Genomic DNA, 17,455 nt, shown 5'->3' on the forward strand with positions numbered 1-17,455 from the left:
GCTACCCAAGCCCTGAGCCAGAGAGAACCCCATGCAACTGCCAGACCTGAAAACACTGCTTGTAAACCTCGAACAGGGTGTCCTGACAGTAACGCTCAACCGCCCCGAATCGCGCAACGCCATGAGCCTGAGCATGGTCGAAGAACTGACCCAGGTTTTCAGCCAGCTCAACCAGGACCGACAGGTCAGGGCTGTTGTCTTGCGCGGCGCGGGCGGGCACTTTTGTGCGGGTGGCGATATCAAGGACATGGCCAATGCACGCGCCGTTGGGATAGACGCCTACCGCGAGTTGAACCGAGCCTTTGGCAGCATGCTTGAGCAAGCCCAGCGCTTGCCGCAAGTGGTGATTGCCCTGCTCGAAGGCGCTGTCCTCGGTGGTGGCTTTGGCCTTGCCTGTGTGTCGGATGTTGCCATCGCCGCCGACGACGCCAAGTTTGGCTTGCCGGAAACAACCCTCGGTATTTTGCCAGCACAAATCGCCCCATTCGTAGCCAAGCGCATTGGCTTGACCCAAGCCCGTCGCCTGGCCTTGACCGCCGCTCGCTTCAGCGGCCAGGAGGCCGCGCGCCTGGGCCTGGTGCACTTCAGTGAAGCCAGTGCAGCGGCAATCGAGCAGCGCCTCGACGAAACCCTGGCGCAGATAAAGCGTTGTGCGCCCCAAGCCAATGCAGCGACCAAGGCTTTGCTACTGGACACCGAACTGCAACCCCTTGGACAGCTGTTGGATGACGCCGCTCAATCCTTTGCCAACGCAGTGCTTAGCCCCGAAGGCATCGAAGGCACCATGGCCTTTGTCCAGAAACGCACGCCAGGCTGGGCCGAATGAACCCGGGCCCAGTGCAACCCCCAGTCACCTGCCAGGAGTAGCCAGCATGCCGGGCTTCAACAAGATACTGATCGCCAATCGTGGTGAAATTGCCTGTCGCATCATAAACACGGCTCACGCCCTGGGTTATCGCACCGTCGCGGTGTACAGCCAGGCCGATGCCCAGGCGCGGCACGTGCAAATGGCGGATGAAGCCATATGCATCGGGCCAGCCCAGGTTGGCCAGTCATACCTGAAGATCGACAACATCATCGCCGCAGCACAAAAGACAGCGGCAGAAGCGATCCACCCCGGCTACGGCTTTCTTTCCGAGAACGCCGACTTTGCCCGCGCCTGCTCCAACGCCGGGATCATCTTCATTGGCCCCAGTATCGAGGCGATTCACCTGATGGGCAGCAAGCGCCTGTCGAAAATCGCCATGCTCGAGGCTGGTGTGCCCTGTATTCCCGGCTACGAAGGCGCGGCGCAGGATCAGGCGACACTGCATGAACAAGCCCAGCGTATCGGCTACCCGCTGATGATCAAGGCCAGCGCTGGCGGTGGTGGGCGTGGCATGCGTCTGGTCCAGGCCCATTCGGAACTTGATGAACAGCTCAATACCGCGCGCTCTGAAGCACTCAACGCCTTTGGTTCCGGCGAGCTGATACTCGAACGCGCGGTGCTAAAGCCTCGCCACGTCGAGATCCAGGTGTTCGGTGACCAGCATGGCAACCTTGTCTACCTCGGCGAGCGCGACTGCTCGGTCCAGCGCAGGCATCAAAAGGTCGTTGAGGAAGCGCCCTGCCCGCTGATGACGGATGCCTTGCGCCAGGCCATGGGTGAAGCGGCGGTGAAGGCCGCGGCATCGGTTAACTATGTCGGGGCAGGCACCGTCGAGTTTCTCCTCGATCAAAACGGCGACTTCTACTTTCTGGAAATGAACACGCGCCTGCAGGTCGAACATCCCGTCACCGAACTGGTCACCGGACAGGACCTGGTCGCTTGGCAAATCAGCGTGGCCCAAGGCGAGCCATTACCGCTGAAACAAGAACAGATACGCCTGAGCGGCCACGCGATAGAAGTACGGTTGTACGCAGAAGACCCGGCCAAGGATTTTCTACCGCAAACCGGCACTATCATGCGCTGGCGCCCGGCCCTGCTCGACGGCATTCGCATTGATCATGGCGTGCTCGAGGGTCAAGCAATCAGCCCCTTTTATGATCCTATGCTGGCAAAAATCATCGCTTACGGGGCTACCCGCGACGAAGCCCGGCGCAAACTCGCCCGCGCGGTTGAAGACTGCGTATTGCTTGGGGTCAAGACCAACCAGAGGTTTCTCGCCAACCTGCTCAGGCATCCGCAATTTGCCTCAGGCGATGCAACCACGGCCTTTATCGGCGAGCACTTCAGCCAAGACCCAAGCCTGGCAGCAGCAACCATTTCCAATAAGGAACTGGCATTGGCAAGCGCACTGTTCTATCACGCCTCGACCATGCACAGCGCCCAGCAGGCAGAACGCAGCGGTTGGAGCAACTCGGCAACTGCCGGACTTGACTATGTGCTTGAGCTGGCTGAAAGCACGGTCAAGGCGACCCTGACCCTGGTGCACGCCGGGCAACAACCCAAACTGCGTATCAGCATTGAACAGCAAAGCTTCGAGTTGCACCTGCTCGATGCAGACGGCGAGAACTGCACAGTCGAAATCGACGGCGTGCGCCAGCGTGTGCCTTATCAGTTGCAACACCAGGGGCTGCACCTGTTTACCCACAGCGGCTCAGTGTGCATCCAGAACGCGACGCACAAGGCCACAGGCAGCGCCGAAGCAACGGGTAGCGGTTTGGTCAAGGCGCCCATGGATGGCGCGATAGTCGAGGTGCTGGTTGAACCGGGCAGCCATGTCAGCAAGGGTCAATTACTGCTCGTGCTGGAAGCCATGAAAATGGAACATCCGCTAAAGGCGAGTATTGATGGAGTGGTCAACCGTATACAGGCAACCCCTGGCGAGCAGGTAAAAAACCGACAACTGCTGGTCGAAATCCAAGCACATGAAGCCGCAGTGTCGGCCAGTTAAACCGGAGAAGATCGATGTCATTGTCAGGCAAAACCCTATTTATTACTGGCGCCAGCCGTGGCATCGGTCGCGAGATCGCACTGTGCGCTGCCCGCGAAGGTGCCAACATCGTAATTGCCGCCAAGAGTGCCGAGCCCCATGCCAAGCTGCCGGGTACCATCCATAGTGTCGCCGAGGAAGTGCTGGCTGTGGGCGGCAAGGCCCTCGCTCTGCAAGTGGATGTGCGCGACGAGAGCGCCGTCAAGCTGGCCATGGAGCAAGCAGCCACGCATTTTTCTGGAATCGATGCGCTGGTAAACAACGCCGGGGCCATCAAGCTGCTCGGTGTTGAACATTTGCCGGCCAAGCGCTTCGACCTGATGTACCAGATCAACACCCGAGCGGTGATGGTTTGCAGCCAGGCTGCGCTGCCCTACCTGAAGAAAAGCAGCAATGGCCACATACTCAACCTGTCGCCGCCGCTCAACCTCGACAGCAAATGGTTTGCCCAGCACGGCCCCTACACTGTGACCAAATATGGCATGAGTATGTTGACCCTGGGCATGAGCGAGGAATTCAAGAAATACGCCATCAGCGTCAATTCACTATGGCCACAAACGATGATCGCAACGGCTGCGATTGAGTTCGAACTGGGCAGTCGCGATGTGTTCAAGCGCGCACGCACCCCGTTGATCATGGCAGAAGCCGCCTGCGCAATCCTGCGTAGCGAGCAGCGCAGCATCAGCGGCCGCTTATTGATCGATGAACAAATCCTCCGCGAACAAGGCCAGACCGAATTCGAACACTACCGCTACGATCCACAGGGCGGGGCTTTGATAGCCGATTTATTCCTCGATTAAAGGCACAAGCAACAAGTTGCACCGGCAATTTGCCAATCTGCCCGACTTAACCGCCCCAAGGCCATAGTCGGGCTAGATCGGGCCCGCATAGAGTGGCTTACAGCCATCTCAACACTGTGGGCCTAGAACCTCATGCGCAATCCAGACCTGATCTCGCCGTTAGATTTCCTCAGTCGTCTGCCCAAGCAACTGCCGAATCTTCCACGCAGGCTCCTAGGGCTTTACTACGCCCGGATAGGTAATCGTGACAAAACCCTGTCGCTGGCCTGGGCGCTACAACGAGCGGCAGATAAATACCCGCAGCGCCCTGCCCTGATCGATGAGCAACGCTCGCTTTCCTACGCAGGATTGAACAGATGGTCCAATCGCATTGCAGCTGCACTGAAAGTCGATGGCGTGCACGCTGGAACAGTAGTCGCGGTGATGCTTGAAAACCGTATTGAGTTACTTGCGGTCCTTGCTGCGGTGAGCAAGCTGGGCGCCATTTCAGCACTGATCAATACCACCCAGCGCGGCAAGGTCCTGGCGCACAGCATAAACCTGGTCAAGCCCGGCTACATGGTTGTTGGCGAAGAACTGGTTTCCAGCATCACGGACGCGGAGCCACTTCTGGAGAAGTCATCCCTCGTGCGTTACTGGATTGCCGACCAAGACTGCTTGCAAGATACTGGCACCGCCCCCCATGGCTGGCTCAACCTATTGCAGCAAGCACAGGGCCAGCCTGAGCACAACCCGCTTGAAAGCTATGGCGTGAAGATGAAAGACCCATGCTTTTTCATCTATACCTCCGGCACCACCGGCATGCCCAAGGCATCGATCATGAGCCACGGCAAATGGATCAAGGCCTACGGCGGCTTCGGCCATTCAGGCCTGGCCCTTAACAGCAGGGATGTGCTGTACCTGACCCTGCCCTGCTACCACAACAATGCCGTGACCGTTTGCTGGGGAGCAGCTATTGCAGGCGGTGCGGCTATTGCACTACGCCGCGGGTTCTCGGCCAGCGCATTCTGGTCCGATGTGCAGCGTTACCAGGCGACCTGCTTTGCTTACATCGGCGAGCTGTGCCGCTACCTGCTCAACCAGCCGGAATGCCCCGAGGAAAAGAACAACAGCCTGCGCAGCATGATCGGCAACGGGTTGCGTCCCGCAATCTGGCAGGCATTCAAGAACCGCTTCGAGATCGAGCAGGTTACCGAGTTCTATGCCTCGAGCGAGGGCAACATTGGCTTCACCAATGTGTTCAACTTTGACAATACCGTAGGCTTTTCACCGGCAACTTTCGCCATCGTCAAATACGACCTGGAAAACGACAGGGTTGTCCGCAATGCCAAGGGTTTTCTGCAAAAAACCAAAAAGGATGTACCCGGCCTGTTGATCAGCGAGATCTCGGACAAGTGGCCATTCGACGGCTACACCGACGCCCCGAAGAGTGAAACGGCCATTTTGCGCAACGTCTTCAAAAAGGGCGACGCCTGGTACAACAGCGGAGACTTGATGCGCGACATCGGCTGCAAGCATGCCCAATTTGTCGACCGTCTCGGCGATACATTCCGCTGGAAAGGTGAAAACGTTTCCACCACCGAAGTTGAGAGCACACTGAGCACATTTCCCGGCATTGAAGATGCGGTGGTCTACGGCGTCGAAATCAATGGCACCAATGGCCGTTGCGGAATGGCGGCTCTGCGGCTCGCCCCCGAGTCGGATTTTGACGGAGAAGCCTTGGCCCGCTACCTGGATGCCGAACTGCCAAGCTATGCAGCTCCCCTGTTCATTCGCTTGCTCGACCAGGTTGAAACAACGGGCACCTTCAAATACAAGAAAACCGACCTGAAGAACGCCGGCTATGACCCCAGGCACGTGCAAGACCCACTATTTGCCCGCTTGCCCGGCAGCAACAGCTTCACCCCTGTTACCCCTGAGCTGTATCAAGCGCTCACTAGCGAGCAATACCGGTTCTAACCGCAGCAGCAAGCCTGCGAAAGCCCCAGCCTGGCCCGCGCCCGACTCCGCCTGAAGCAACAGCAGACTATTGCTTGAATTCGAACTGTAGCTGCGCACCATCAATGGATTCGAATGTCCCCTTGCCATTGGTGTCATCGGTGAGCAGCTTGCCACTTAACTCAAATGGTCTCGGCTGGGTCTCCTTGGGTGCAAACATAGGCGGCAACGGCTTTACCGCATTGTATTCATGGGTATCGGCATCATTAAGCTGCTTAACCAAGTCCTTGGGTAGACTCAGATCAAGCTTGACCTCGGGCACTTTGACCACCGACTTGGCGGCAGGCGCAACTGGCTTTTTAACCTCAGGCTCGGTTTCGATTTCGGGCTCAAACTCTGTCTCAAGCTTGGGCGCTGGCGCCAGATCCAAATCAAGGTCCAGCTTTACGGCTGTCTTAGACACCTCAGCCTTGTTCTCAGGCTTGGGCTTGGTTGTCGTTTCGACTTTTTCAGCGTCAGCGCCTACCCGCGCCTCTGGCACAGCAGCTTCCTTGGGCTGGCTTGCAGCCTCGCTGCTGGCGGGCGACTTGGCAGGCTCTTGATCCGGGCCGCAAGCAGCCAGCAAGGCCAGCAAAACCGATATAACTAAATAACGCGTCAGGCTCATCTTGGCTCTACACAAAACATTGTGTCCGTACAGTTGGATCATCTCTGCGGCCTCCTGCATCATCCTTAATCCGGCAGGCTCAGGCGCTGGCTTGCATCACTGGTTTTTTAGCACCCGCTATTTATCCTGCGCGCGCAGTTCCTGCAATCGCTGTTCAATATCAATCGTCGGATATTGCTCTTGCAGCGCCTTGCCCAGTGCTTCAGCTTGCTGTGTCTGGCCGTCATTGCGCAATTGAATTATCTGTTGCAATTGTGCTTCCAGATCATCGGTATCGGCTAGTGCGCCTGGCGCCATTTTAGCCTGGGACTTGTTCGCTTCATGCGTCTCGACAACAGGCGCCGAGGGCATGGCCGATTCAGCCGATATCGCATCGGCCGACTCATCATGCTGCATGCGCGGCGCGCTTTGCGGCGCAGCCATACGCTCGCGCTTGAGCGCAGGCGCGGCGTATCCCTGCATGGCTGGGGCCGCTGCCGGTTGAGGGTTATCGTAAATGGACGATGACGACTGATAACCATTGAATACCAGGCCAACTGCAAGGCCTACGACCGCAAGGCTACCGAACGCAACCGACCAACGCTTGTGACTTGCCCAGTTATACAAGCGCATCCATACCGACTGCGAGCCTGTCTTTCGAGCCTGGGCATTGGCTGCAGCCAAAATGCTTGCATCCAACGCAGCTGGAGGTTCCTGGCGTTGATTTTGACGATAATGCTCAACTAATTGTTCATCGTTATTCATACATACACCTCTTCCAGCAACCGACGTAACTTTTGCATCGCATAGCGCAGACGACTTTTGACCGTTTCAGCCGGTGTGCGTGTCAGTTCGGCGATTTCGTGCACCTCCAGTTGGCCATGCGCGCGCAATACAAACACCTCCCGCTGCTCGGCCGGCAAGTCATCCAGCGCCAGTTGCAGGCGACGCTGGTCCTGAATCAAGTCGAGCTGTTGCTCAGGCCCCGGTTGTGAGTCCACCTGGGCATGTTGCTGTTCATCGTACTCATCGCATGACGCATCGGCCTTGCCATGCTTGCGCCAGTAATCGATCAGCCGGTTACGGGCTATTTGATAGAGCCAGGTCTTGAATAGAACCGCCTCGCGCTGTAGCGACTCACTGCGTACGATACTCAACCAGGTTTCCTGAAAGATCTCTTCAGCAAGCGTTTGGTCACCGCATAGGCCGCATAAAAATCGAAACAAGCCAAGGCGATGGCGCTGGTACAGCTGCGCAAACGCCTCGGCATCACCTTGTCGATAACGCCGCAATAGGCTGGCGTCATCGACTTCCTTGGATTCAGAAACAGCTGATTTCACTATCACTCAACTCAATGGGTAGCCAGGTCGGGAGTTGAAGTTTGCAAGCTCTGGGCTAATTCCACCAGCTGAATAAATTCAGCGCGTAGTCCAAAGCGGTCATCACCCTTTGCCTTGCGCGCCAGTTCAGCGCTGTCCTTGAAGGTAAATTGCCCGGTGTACTGGCCGCCCTGGAGCTGCTGGGCAAAGGCTGCCACGGCGGTTGCAAAGCGCATGTCTTGTGAAGCGGTGGCGATAGCTGCAACCTGCGCCGGCTTGGCGATGGGCACTTGCAGCAAGCGACTCGTATTTTGCCCGGGTGCCTTGTAACGCAGGCGCAACATGGCCAACTCGTCACTAACAGCCTGCTTGGCGGGTCCTGTTGCCCTCGGCTGATAGCGCAGCGGCTCTAGCCAGCCACGCTTACCTACTGGAACAACCTCATACAAAGCGGTCACGCTGTGACCAGCTCCGACTTCACCGGCATCGACCTTGTCGTTATTGAAGTCTTCGCGCTGCAGCGCCCGGTTTTCATAACCCAGCAGGCGATATTCGCTGACTTGCGCCGGGTTGAACTCTAGCTGGATCTTTACATCCTTGGCGACCACGGCCAGGGTTGAGCTGAGTTGATCAACCAATACTTTCCGCGCCTCACGCAAGTTGTCGATATAGGCATAGTTGCCATCACCGGCATCTGCCAACTGCTCCATCAGGCGTTCGTTGTAATTGCCGGTGCCAAACCCAAGGGTTGTCAGGGATATTCCGGTTTTACGCTTGCTGGCAGCAAGACGCTTGAGCGCATCAAAGTCGCTGATACCCACGTTGAAGTCACCATCGGTCGCCAACAATATGCGATTGATGCCCTGCTTGATAAAGCCTTTCTGCGCTTGTTGATAGGCCAATACAATGCCCGACTCTCCCGCGGTTGATCCACCCGCCCGCAGCCCATCGATGGCAGCTCGGATTGTGGCTTTATCACTGCCTGAAGTCGGTGCCAGGACAACACTTGAGTTACCGGCATAGACCACCAGCGAAACGCGATCTTGCGCCCGTAACTGCTCGACCAGAAGCTTGAGCGTGCTCTGCACCAGGGGTAAGCCTTCGCGCCGGTCCATTGAGCCGGAGACATCGACCAGAAATACCAGGTTTGCAGGTGGCAACTCTGCAACCGAACGGTCTTGTGCCTTGATCGCCACACGTAACAACAGGCTCTGCGGATTCCAGGGTGTTTGCGCCACTTCGGTACTCAGGGCAAAAGGTGACTCCCGGTTTTGGCCAACTATGTCGTAGGGAAAATAATTGACCATTTCCTCCAGGCGCACCGCATCCGGTTGCGGCAGTTGCCCCTGATTGAGCAGGCGTCGAACGTTGGCATAAGCACCGGTATCGACATCAATACTGAAGGTGGACACCGGGTTCTGCGCAGCGGCCATGACCGGATTTGCCGGATAATGCTGATATTGCTCCCTGCCTGTATCGGCATTGAATTGCCCATCGATGGGGGCGGACAAAGCTCTAGCGTGGCTGACCGCATCAGCGTACTCGGCACTGATGTGTTTATTCATCGCAGGTGCTGACGCAAGCCTTGCCCGTTCGTAGGTAACAGGCGGCTTGACTGAAGCAGGTTTAACGGGCTCTGGCACATCGTAGCTGCACGCACTCAACGCGATGAGCAACGAGCTGGCAAAACCGTATAACAGGACATTGGGGCAACGAGTTGGGGTGGGCATGGCTACGCCTCCTTGAATGATTCATTCAAGTAGACGCAGCCGGTTGTGCAGCGGGGTTAAGATGGATCAATTTATCTGTGCGGGCTGGACCTCCTGGCACAACTGGGTCGCAAGCATGCCCAAGGTCATTACCGCACGCTCGGCCTCGCGATTCCACGGCACGCCGCAGTTAATCCGCACACAATGATTGAACTGCTCGGTGTTACTGAAGATCAATCCCGGCGCAATACTGATGCCTTGCTGCAACGCACGGGTATGCAAGTCCTTGGTATTGACCCGGGCAGGCAAACTCACCCACAAGATGAAGCCTCCTTTGGGCCGGGTCATTTGCGTGCCCTCGGGAAAATACTGCTGCACCGCCAGCTGGAAGGCGCTGAGGTTTTTGCGGTACTCCTGACGGATATAGCGCAAGTGCCGGTCATAACCGCCATTCTCAAGGTAGGCAGCTACTGTCATCTGCGTGACACTGCAAGCCGAGTGAGTCGAGAATGTCTGCAGTCGCTGGATTTCATCCTGGTATTTGCCGGCGATAATCCAACCAATGCGCACGCCGGGAGACAGCGTCTTCGAGAAGCTTGAGCAATACACCACCCGCCCCTCACGGTCATTGGACTTCAAGGCCTTGGTCGGACCTTGCTCGAACATCAACTCGCCGTAGATATCATCTTCGATAATCTGGATATCAAAATTCTCGGCCAGTCTGAGCAACTGCTTTTGCCGGTCTTCAGGAATGGTGCCACCCAGCGGATTGCTCAAGCGTGGCGTCAGCACCAAGGCTTTGATCGGCCACTGGCTGGCAGCCAGTTGCAATGCCTCAAGACTCATGCCGGTGGTTGGGTCGCTGGGAATTTCAATCACTTTCAAACCGAGCAGGTCGGCTAACTGCAGCAATCCATAATAGGTTGGCGACTCAGCCGCAATCAGGTCACCTGGCTTTGTCAGGACACGCAAAGACATCTGCAGCGCGTCCACACAACCGTGGGTGATGACCACCTCGGACGGATCAACCACCACGCCAGCGTCGCGCATGCGAATCGCAACCTGGCGGCGCAGCGGTTCATACCCAGGACTGAACATGTAGTTGAAGGCACGCGCACTCTGAAAGCGAGTGACCTTGGCCAATTGTTGATGCAATGCCCGAGCCGGTAGATAGTCGATATGCGGAACAGCAGCGCCCAGCGGAAACACGCCCTCACGACGCGACTCATCCAACACTTGATTAATGATGCTACTGCGAGTCACCAGGCTTGGACGCTCGACCTTCGCCACATCAGGCGTTGGTGCCGTCAGCGCAGGCGTTTGGTGGACGTAATAACCCGACTGCGGACGTGCCCGGATAAGCCCCTGATCCTCAAGATTGGCATAGGCCTGCAGCACAGTGGCGTGACTAACGCTCAGTTGAGTGCTCATCTTGCGCACCGACGGCACGCGCTCTCCAGGCTGGTAAACACCACGCCGAATATCCTCAGCCAGTTGCTGGGCAATGCGTTGATAGAGCAACAGATTAGTCATATGCGCGTTCTCGCCTTACTGAACCGTAACAGTAACCCGAACCTTGAAAATTGCACCGGTACAGATTCTTTTATACTGGACGATACAGTTGAGTTCTGCCAATTCTGTTACGGTCTAAAAAACAATATCAGCAACTGTTTTACACCTATGCCCAAAGCACACACCAATTCTTGGACGCTAGAGACAATCCACACCTAAACTTGAACGCATAACAACATGGAGCGCCAACTTCCAGTGCTCAAAAAAATCGAAATCAGCCAACTGCGGTTGGGAATGTACATCCATGAGTTCGCGGGCTCCTGGATGGATCATCCATTCTGGAAAGGCCGTTTTCTACTTACCCGCCCTGAAGACTTGCGCGCGATACGTAACTCGAACCTGCGTGAACTGTGGATTGACGCCAGCAAGGGCGAAGATCTTGCCCAGACTGAAAACAGCAAAACCGAACAGCAGGTTGCCGCGCAAACCGATGCATTGCTCTGTGCCGCGCTGCAAACCGAGCGGGTTGCCAAGGTTGAGCTCAATGATGAAATCAACCGTGCACTAAAGATCTGTGCCAAATCCAAGGCTGCCGTGGTTGAAATGTTCACCGATGCACGCATGGGCAAGGCTGTCGCAGTTGATCAGGTGTCATCGCTGATCGATGAAATAGCCGTATCGGTACAGCGCCACCCTGGCGCCTTGATCAGCCTTGCACGCCTGAAAACCGCCGACGAGTACACCTACATGCACTCGGTTGCCGTTAGTGCCCTGATGATTGCCTTGGCTCAAGAGCTCGAGCTGCCGGCTGAACTGGTCAAAGAGGCCGGCATCGCTGGCCTGCTGCATGACATCGGGAAAATGGCCATTCCCGATTCGATTCTGAACAAGCCCGGGAGCCTTAGCGAGGCTGAATTCAACAGGGTACGCAGCCATCCCGCTGCAGGGCATGCAATGCTTTTGCATAACCCGCTGATCAGCCCACAGGTGCTGGATGTTTGCCTCAGCCACCACGAGAAAATGGATGGAAGTGGCTACCCGAACAAAACACAAGGGCAAGACATCAGCTTGTTTGCACGCATGGGCGCTGTCTGCGATGTGTATGACGCCATTACCTCGGACCGCCCCTACAAAAAGGGTTGGGACCCTGCCGAATCGATTCGAAAAATGGCTGAATGGCAGGGGCATTTCGATGCGCAAGTATTCCAGGCCTTCGTTAAATGCGTGGGTATTTACCCCTGCGGAGCGCTGGTTCGCCTGGAAAGCGGTCGGCTTGCCGTGGTGATGGAACAAAGCACAAAGTCGTTACTGACACCGGTGGTCAAGGTGTTCTTTTCCGCCCGCTCGAAAGTGCCCATCAAGCAAGAAATTATTGACCTTAGCAAAGTTGCCGGGCGCGACAAAATCATTAGCCGCGAAGACCCGGACAACTGGAATTTCAAGCACCTCGAGGCACTCTGGTCGGGTTTGCAATCGAGCAAGAAATCCTTGTTTGATTAGCCCATGGCGGAAAGCCCCCGACCGCAGGGTTTAGCGGCTTTCGCCCAGGCCGCCCAGCTCATCGGAGAACACAATCTCAACCCGACGGTTCTGCGCACGGCCCTTGAACGAAGCGTTTTCAGCAACAGGAAAACTCTCGCCCAAGCCTTTGACACTGATGCGCTTGCTGTCGACACCCAAGTCCGTCAAGACATCGGCCACCGCTTGTGCCCGAGCGCGTGACAACTCGAGATTCTGTGCATCATCGCCGCTGCTGTCGGTATAGCCTTCAATGCGCACGATACGCCGCGGGTTGAGCTGCAAAAACTGCACAACCTTGAGCACCGTGCGGTTGGCAGAAGCCTTCAAATCGGCATGACCGGCGTCAAACAGCACATCGCCTAGGGTTATGATCAAGCCGCGATCGGTTTGGGTGGTTGCCAGGCTGATCATTTGGTCGCCGAGCATGCTGCCCTGCTCTTGCAGGCTTAACATTTTCGCCTCACGCAGGGCCAGTTGCAGGCGCTGACGCTCAAGCTCCAACTTGGCCTCGCGCTCTTGATTAAGCATCAACTCGCTCTTCTGCACGGCGATAGCACTGTAGCGCTGGCTTAAATAGGCATAATGCTCAACGTCTGCTTCACTGCCCCAGTAGTTCGACAGGCGATCCGCTCGCGCCAGCGACTCCCCGGCCCGAATCACATCCTTGGGCGCACTGCGCAAGACGTTGGAATTCTCCTTAACCGACTGAAAGCTCGCACGAGCGGCCTCCAGCGCAGCATTACTCGCTTGCTGCGAACCTGCGCAACCGCCCAGTCCAAGGCTCAATACGACACTAAGCGCAACCTGATAGCCTTTACTCATAGCTGAGATCCCAACTGCTGGCGCATCCGGTTGATCCGTTTGTTGATTTCCAGCAGTTGCGCTGAACTTTTACTCGCCAATACCCGGGCCTCGGCTTCACGTGCGTCGAGTTCTGCCTGTTCTGCCAGAACGCGCGCCTCTTTGTATTGCTCATCAAGCAGTGCAGCCTGGGCCAGTTGTTGTTTGCTCAGCGCCAGTTGCATGGAAGCATCCGTAGATACGGCACCCACCGCGGTGGCCTGCTCAATAGCCTGATCGGCAAGGCGCATTTGCTCGGTGGGTACCGGGTCGTTGGCACAGCCAGCCAACAGCAGCAAAACCATGCCTGCCGGATAAATTCGATTGATCACTGAGCCACCTTTGGCGCGCTAGCGGGTTCTGATTGTTGCTGTTTCCAAAGCTGCAAGTTCTTCTGGATCAATGATTCAGGCAGCTCGGAGGCAGCTATTTCTGTCATTTTCTTGGCCAACTGCCCACGCAGCCAGGCGTCATTGCACGCCGAATTATGCGACAGCGCCAAGTACATGGGCCGCCCCTCGATTGGCGGCGACAAGGGCAGCAGGTCATCCTGCAAACCCATGGTGGTTGCCCGAGCAAGGCTTGACTCGCGCTCGGCCAACACATAATCGACCTCACCGAGCATCAGCTTCTGAAAGACCTGACTCAAATTTGCGCCCTGCTCGATATCAAGATTGGCCTTGGCGTAGTCAGTGAACGCCGGGCTCAAGGCATCGGCCGCCTTTGCCCCTTTGCGGTCACGCAAGTCAGCCCATTCGATATAGGGAAAGCTCAGTATGTTGCGCACCCAAACCACGGTGTCGTGGCTGTATACCGAGGGGTAGATATAATCCAGGTCATCAAGCGAGGCAGGGGTAAGCTCAACCCCAGACAGCAGGTCAATACGCCCACTGCGCACTTCCTCCTCGGCTTTTTCCCATGAGCGGCTGTACAGCACGTCCAGGCGCACACCAAGGTCCTTGGCGACCTTCTTCAGCATATCGGCCTGGGCACCCATTAACTGCTTGGGGTTTTGCGGGTCTCGCCACATGAACGGCGGGTTATTCGGATTGCCCGTCGCCACCAGGCGCTCGCATGAACCTGCGGCGAACGACAGGCTGGAAACGCTCAAGCAAGAGATGGCCAATACGCAGGACTTTAGCAAGTGACGATCAAGCATTCATAACTCTCAGATTAACCATTGAAGAGGCGCGTACAGCACCTCAACGCCCGGATTGAACTTCGTGCTAGTTTAACGTCAGCGCAGAATAACGGGTTATAAGGACATGCAATGAAAAAACTTTTACTCGCCCTGATCCTGACCATTGCCGCGGCCAGCGCAGTGCTCTATGTATTCCCGGCGACGCTCATGGCCAGCATTCAACTGATCGGCCAGACAGTTGCCGGTCTCTCGAGCAAGCAACTTGAGGTCGCCGATCTTAGCATTCATTACTACGAAGGCGGCCCCAAGGATGGCGAAACCATTTTAATGGTCCATGGTTTTGGCGCAGACAAGGACAACTGGCTGCAATTCGCCCGCTATTTCACCAAGCGCTACCACGTCATAGCGCTTGATCTACCCGGTTTTGGTGAAAGCAGCAAACCGCCAGCCAGCTACGATGTCGGCACCCAGGCCGAACGCGTTGCCGCATTCAGCCAAGCTCTGGGCATCAAGCGCCTGCACATTATCGGCAATTCGATGGGCGGGCACATCGCCGCGCTCTATGGGGCGCGTTACCCGCAGCAAGTCGCCAGTGTTGCCTTGCTGGATAACGCCGGTATCGACGCGCCGCAAAAAAGCGAGTTGTACCAACGAATAGAGCAAGGCAAGCCCAACCCATTGGTGGTCAATAATGCTCAGCAGTTCGAGCAGCTTATCGATTTTGTGTTTTACAAGGCGCCTGTACTGCCGGAACGCCTGAAGCATTACATGGCAGAGCAAGCCATTGCCAACAGCACGCTGAATAAACAGATATTCAGCCAGCTGCGTGAACGCTACATCCCGCTTGAGCCGGAACTGCCCAAGATCGAAGCGCCAACCCTGTTGCTCTGGGGCGATCACGACCGGGTTCTCGATGTGTCGAGCATCAAAGTCATGCAACCGCTACTCAAGCAGCCAAGCGTGGTGGTAATGAAAGACTGCGGTCATGTACCTATGATCGAGCGTCCCGAAGAAACAGCCAGGCACTACCAGGCATTTCTAGACAAGGTTGCCAGGCTTGAGGCTACCAAACCCAGTTCCTGAGGATTGCCAGAGGTACAAAAAACCCGCTCGGTGAGCGGGTTTTTATTGAGCTTGTAAACCGGATTAAACCAGCTTCTCCAGCTCAGGCACTGCTTCAAACAGGTCAGCAACCAGACCGTAGTCTGCAACCTGGAAGATCGGTGCTTCTTCGTCCTTGTTGATAGCGACGATAACCTTCGAGTCTTTCATACCGGCCAGGTGCTGAATCGCACCGCTGATACCTACAGCGATGTACAGCTGTGGCGCAACAATTTTACCGGTCTGACCAACCTGCATGTCGTTCGGTACAAAGCCTGCGTCAACTGCAGCGCGCGAAGCGCCTACGGCAGCGCCCAGCTTGTCGGCAACGGCGTACAGGTGCTTGAAGTTGTCGCCGTTCTGCATGCCACGGCCGCCAGAGATGACGATCTTGGCAGCGGTCAGCTCAGGACGGTCAGACTTGGCCAACTCTTCGCCCACGAATGCCGAAGTACCCGAGTCAGCGCCAGCCGATACGGCCTCAACAGCAGCAGAGCCACCTTCGGCAGCAACTGGGTCAAACCCGGTGGCACGCACGGTGATGACCTTGATCGCAGCAGACGACTGCACGGTGGCAATGGCGTTACCGGCGTAGATCGGACGCTTGAAGGTATCCGGGCTTTCAACCGAGATGATTTCAGAAATCTGATCAACGTCCAGCTGCGCGGCAACGCGTGGCAGGAAGTTTTTGCCGTTGGTGGTCGCGGCAGCCAGGATGTGGCTGTAGCCAGCGCCCAGCTCAGCGATCAGCGGAGCAACGTTTTCAGGCAGCTGGTGGGCAAAGGCTGCGTTATCGGCAACCAGTACTTTGGTGACGCCTGCGATTTTGGCAGCGGCTTCAGCAGCTGCGCTGCAGCCCGAACCGGCAACCAGCACATGAATATCGCCGCCAATGGCTTGCGCCGCAGCAACAGTGTTCAGCGTGGCAGCAGCCAGAGCAGCGTTAGTGTGTTCTGCAACAACTAAGATAGCCATTTAGATTACCTTCGCTTCGTTCTTCAGTTTCTCGACCAATTCAGCAACCGACTTAACCTTGATGCCAGCACTGCGAGTCGCAGGGGCTTCGACCTTGATGGTTTTGACGGTAGAAGCGGTGGAAACACCCAATGCGTCAGGGGTGAGGCTTTCCAGTGGCTTCTTCTTGGCCTTCATGATGTTCGGCAGCGACGCATAGCGAGGCTCGTTAAGGCGCAGGTCGGTGGTCACGATGGCAGGCAGATTCAGTGCAACAGTCTGCAGGCCGCCGTCGATTTCACGGGTGACATTGACCTTGTCGCCAGCCACTTCGACCTTGGAAGCGAAAGTACCTTGCGCGTAACCTGTCAGAGCGCCCAGCATCTGGCCAGTCTGGTTGTTATCGCTATCGATCGCCTGCTTGCCGAGGATAACCAGTTGTGGCTGTTCTTTCTCGACCACTGCCTTGAGCAGCTTGGCCACAGCCAATGAATTCAACTCTTCGCTGGACTCAACCAGGATTGCACGATCAGCGCCCAGAGCCAACGCAGTACGCAGTTGCTCTTGAGCGGTTGTCGGGCCAATAGTCACGACGACGATTTCGCTCGCAACGCCTTTCTCTTTCAAGCGCACCGCTTCTTCAACAGCGATTTCGCAGAAAGGGTTCATCGACATCTTGACGTTCGCAAGATCAACGCCGCTGTTGTCCGCCTTGACGCGAACCTTGACGTTGTAGTCGACCACTCGTTTGACAGCTACAAGAACCTTCATGGATTCCCCGTTACTCTCTGGTGAATAGGAATGTCGCCAAGATGGACCTGGCTAGTGATGCCAATCGGCTTTAACCGACCTTCAGCCCAGACGGCGAGCGCAAAACCGCCCGTATCTTGACTGCAGAGCAGGCCGCCCGTATCTTGACTGCAGAGCAGGGTGTGGTCAATACACCGAACCGGCCAGTCATCTTTCTTGTAGTAATTTTCCAACAGTCCTACAGAAAATTCAAACAAACGTTTGTATTGGCCCGGACGGCGTGTGTAGATATAATGCGCCAGCATGGCT

Annotated in this window: 16 protein-coding genes and 2 pseudogenes; 7 read left to right on the forward strand and 11 right to left on the reverse strand. The window is 56.4% G+C overall.

Translation table 11 applies throughout. From position 1 onward, the window contains the following. Window positions 1-31: 31 nt before the first annotated feature. The 5 genes and pseudogenes from PSES9_RS0116530 to PSES9_RS0116545 all read left to right on the forward strand — a co-directional run bounded on the left by PSES9_RS0116530 (window position 32) and on the right by PSES9_RS0116545 (window position 5,674). Window positions 32-826 carry an enoyl-CoA hydratase/isomerase family protein gene (locus PSES9_RS0116530; protein WP_010488801.1) on the forward strand — a complete coding sequence of 265 codons (795 nt, stop codon included), beginning with the start codon at window positions 32-34 and terminating at the stop codon, window positions 824-826. A 46-nt stretch (window positions 827-872) separates the two neighbouring features. Continuing rightward, a pseudogene (locus tag PSES9_RS0116535) lies at window positions 873-2,295 on the forward strand (acetyl-CoA carboxylase biotin carboxylase subunit); the annotation flags it as partial. Window positions 2,296-2,636: 341 nt separating this feature from the next. After that, window positions 2,637-2,876, forward strand: a pseudogene (locus PSES9_RS25745) (acetyl-CoA carboxylase biotin carboxyl carrier protein subunit); the annotation flags it as partial. Window positions 2,877-2,890: 14 nt separating this feature from the next. Then, entirely contained in the window at window positions 2,891-3,715 is an 825-nt protein-coding gene (locus PSES9_RS0116540; protein ID WP_010488806.1) for an SDR family oxidoreductase, read from the forward strand. A 132-nt stretch (window positions 3,716-3,847) separates the two neighbouring features. Then, window positions 3,848-5,674, forward strand: coding sequence for a long-chain-acyl-CoA synthetase (locus tag PSES9_RS0116545; protein ID WP_010488808.1), 1,827 nt, complete (start codon window positions 3,848-3,850; stop codon window positions 5,672-5,674). 67 nt (window positions 5,675-5,741) lie between these two features. Here PSES9_RS0116545 and PSES9_RS24350 read toward each other — a convergent pair whose 3' ends face one another. The 5 genes from PSES9_RS24350 to PSES9_RS0116570 all read right to left on the reverse strand — a co-directional run bounded on the left by PSES9_RS24350 (window position 5,742) and on the right by PSES9_RS0116570 (window position 10,860). Then, entirely contained in the window at window positions 5,742-6,320 is a 579-nt protein-coding gene (locus PSES9_RS24350; protein ID WP_010488810.1) for a hypothetical protein, read from the reverse strand. A 117-nt stretch (window positions 6,321-6,437) separates the two neighbouring features. Next, window positions 6,438-7,064 (reverse strand): hypothetical protein, encoded by a 627-nt coding sequence (locus PSES9_RS0116555; RefSeq protein WP_010488812.1) that lies wholly within the window; start codon window positions 7,062-7,064, stop codon window positions 6,438-6,440. Beyond that, a complete protein-coding gene (locus PSES9_RS0116560) occupies window positions 7,061-7,639 on the reverse strand; it encodes an RNA polymerase sigma factor (RefSeq protein WP_010488814.1) in 579 nt (192 codons plus the stop codon). The genes PSES9_RS0116555 and PSES9_RS0116560 overlap by 4 nt, the downstream gene beginning before the upstream one ends. A gap of 11 nt (window positions 7,640-7,650) precedes the next feature. Beyond that, entirely contained in the window at window positions 7,651-9,348 is a 1,698-nt protein-coding gene (locus tag PSES9_RS0116565; protein ID WP_010488816.1) for a vWA domain-containing protein, read from the reverse strand. Window positions 9,349-9,414: 66 nt separating this feature from the next. Beyond that, complete coding sequence (locus PSES9_RS0116570) at window positions 9,415-10,860, reverse strand: aminotransferase-like domain-containing protein (RefSeq protein WP_010488818.1); 1,446 nt, start codon at window positions 10,858-10,860, stop codon at window positions 9,415-9,417. Between the two features lie 234 nt (window positions 10,861-11,094). On the opposite strand from PSES9_RS0116570, the gene PSES9_RS0116575 reads away from it, so the two are divergent. Continuing rightward, window positions 11,095-12,339 (forward strand): HD-GYP domain-containing protein, encoded by a 1,245-nt coding sequence (locus PSES9_RS0116575; protein ID WP_029529607.1) that lies wholly within the window; start codon window positions 11,095-11,097, stop codon window positions 12,337-12,339. A 30-nt stretch (window positions 12,340-12,369) separates the two neighbouring features. On the opposite strand, the gene PSES9_RS0116580 is transcribed toward PSES9_RS0116575, so the two are convergent. From PSES9_RS0116580 to PSES9_RS0116590, 3 genes are read right to left on the reverse strand one after another with little or no spacing between them, the layout of a single operon-like run. After that, a complete protein-coding gene (locus PSES9_RS0116580) occupies window positions 12,370-13,182 on the reverse strand; it encodes an OmpA family protein (RefSeq protein ID WP_010488822.1) in 813 nt (270 codons plus the stop codon). Continuing rightward, window positions 13,179-13,505: a DUF4398 domain-containing protein gene (locus tag PSES9_RS0116585; RefSeq protein ID WP_036988307.1), complete on the reverse strand. Its 327-nt coding sequence runs from the start codon at window positions 13,503-13,505 to the stop codon at window positions 13,179-13,181. The genes PSES9_RS0116580 and PSES9_RS0116585 overlap by 4 nt, the downstream gene beginning before the upstream one ends. A gap of 23 nt (window positions 13,506-13,528) precedes the next feature. Then, window positions 13,529-14,359, reverse strand: a complete 831-nt coding sequence (locus PSES9_RS0116590; RefSeq protein ID WP_010488824.1) for a substrate-binding periplasmic protein — start codon at window positions 14,357-14,359, stop codon at window positions 13,529-13,531. Window positions 14,360-14,470: 111 nt separating this feature from the next. On the opposite strand from PSES9_RS0116590, the gene PSES9_RS0116595 reads away from it, so the two are divergent. Beyond that, the gene (locus PSES9_RS0116595) at window positions 14,471-15,424 is read left to right on the forward strand and encodes an alpha/beta fold hydrolase (protein WP_010488825.1); all 954 of its coding nucleotides are present in this window, start codon (window positions 14,471-14,473) and stop codon (window positions 15,422-15,424) included. Between the two features lie 63 nt (window positions 15,425-15,487). Here PSES9_RS0116595 and PSES9_RS0116600 read toward each other — a convergent pair whose 3' ends face one another. The 3 genes from PSES9_RS0116600 to PSES9_RS0116610 are packed head-to-tail and all read right to left on the reverse strand — an operon-like array spanning window position 15,488 to window position 17,451. Then, entirely contained in the window at window positions 15,488-16,417 is a 930-nt protein-coding gene (locus tag PSES9_RS0116600; RefSeq protein WP_010488826.1) for an electron transfer flavoprotein subunit alpha/FixB family protein, read from the reverse strand. Next, entirely contained in the window at window positions 16,418-17,167 is a 750-nt protein-coding gene (locus PSES9_RS0116605) for an electron transfer flavoprotein subunit beta/FixA family protein (RefSeq protein WP_010488827.1), read from the reverse strand. Next, window positions 17,164-17,451, reverse strand: coding sequence for a hypothetical protein (locus PSES9_RS0116610; RefSeq protein WP_010488828.1), 288 nt, complete (start codon window positions 17,449-17,451; stop codon window positions 17,164-17,166). Before PSES9_RS0116610 ends, PSES9_RS0116605 begins: the two co-directional genes overlap by 4 nt. Between the last annotated feature and the right edge of the window lie 4 nt (window positions 17,452-17,455).

The organism is Pseudomonas sp. S9, from assembly GCF_000222125.1.
In the GTDB taxonomy this organism is placed as follows: Bacteria; Pseudomonadota; Gammaproteobacteria; order Pseudomonadales; family Pseudomonadaceae; genus Aquipseudomonas; species Aquipseudomonas segetis.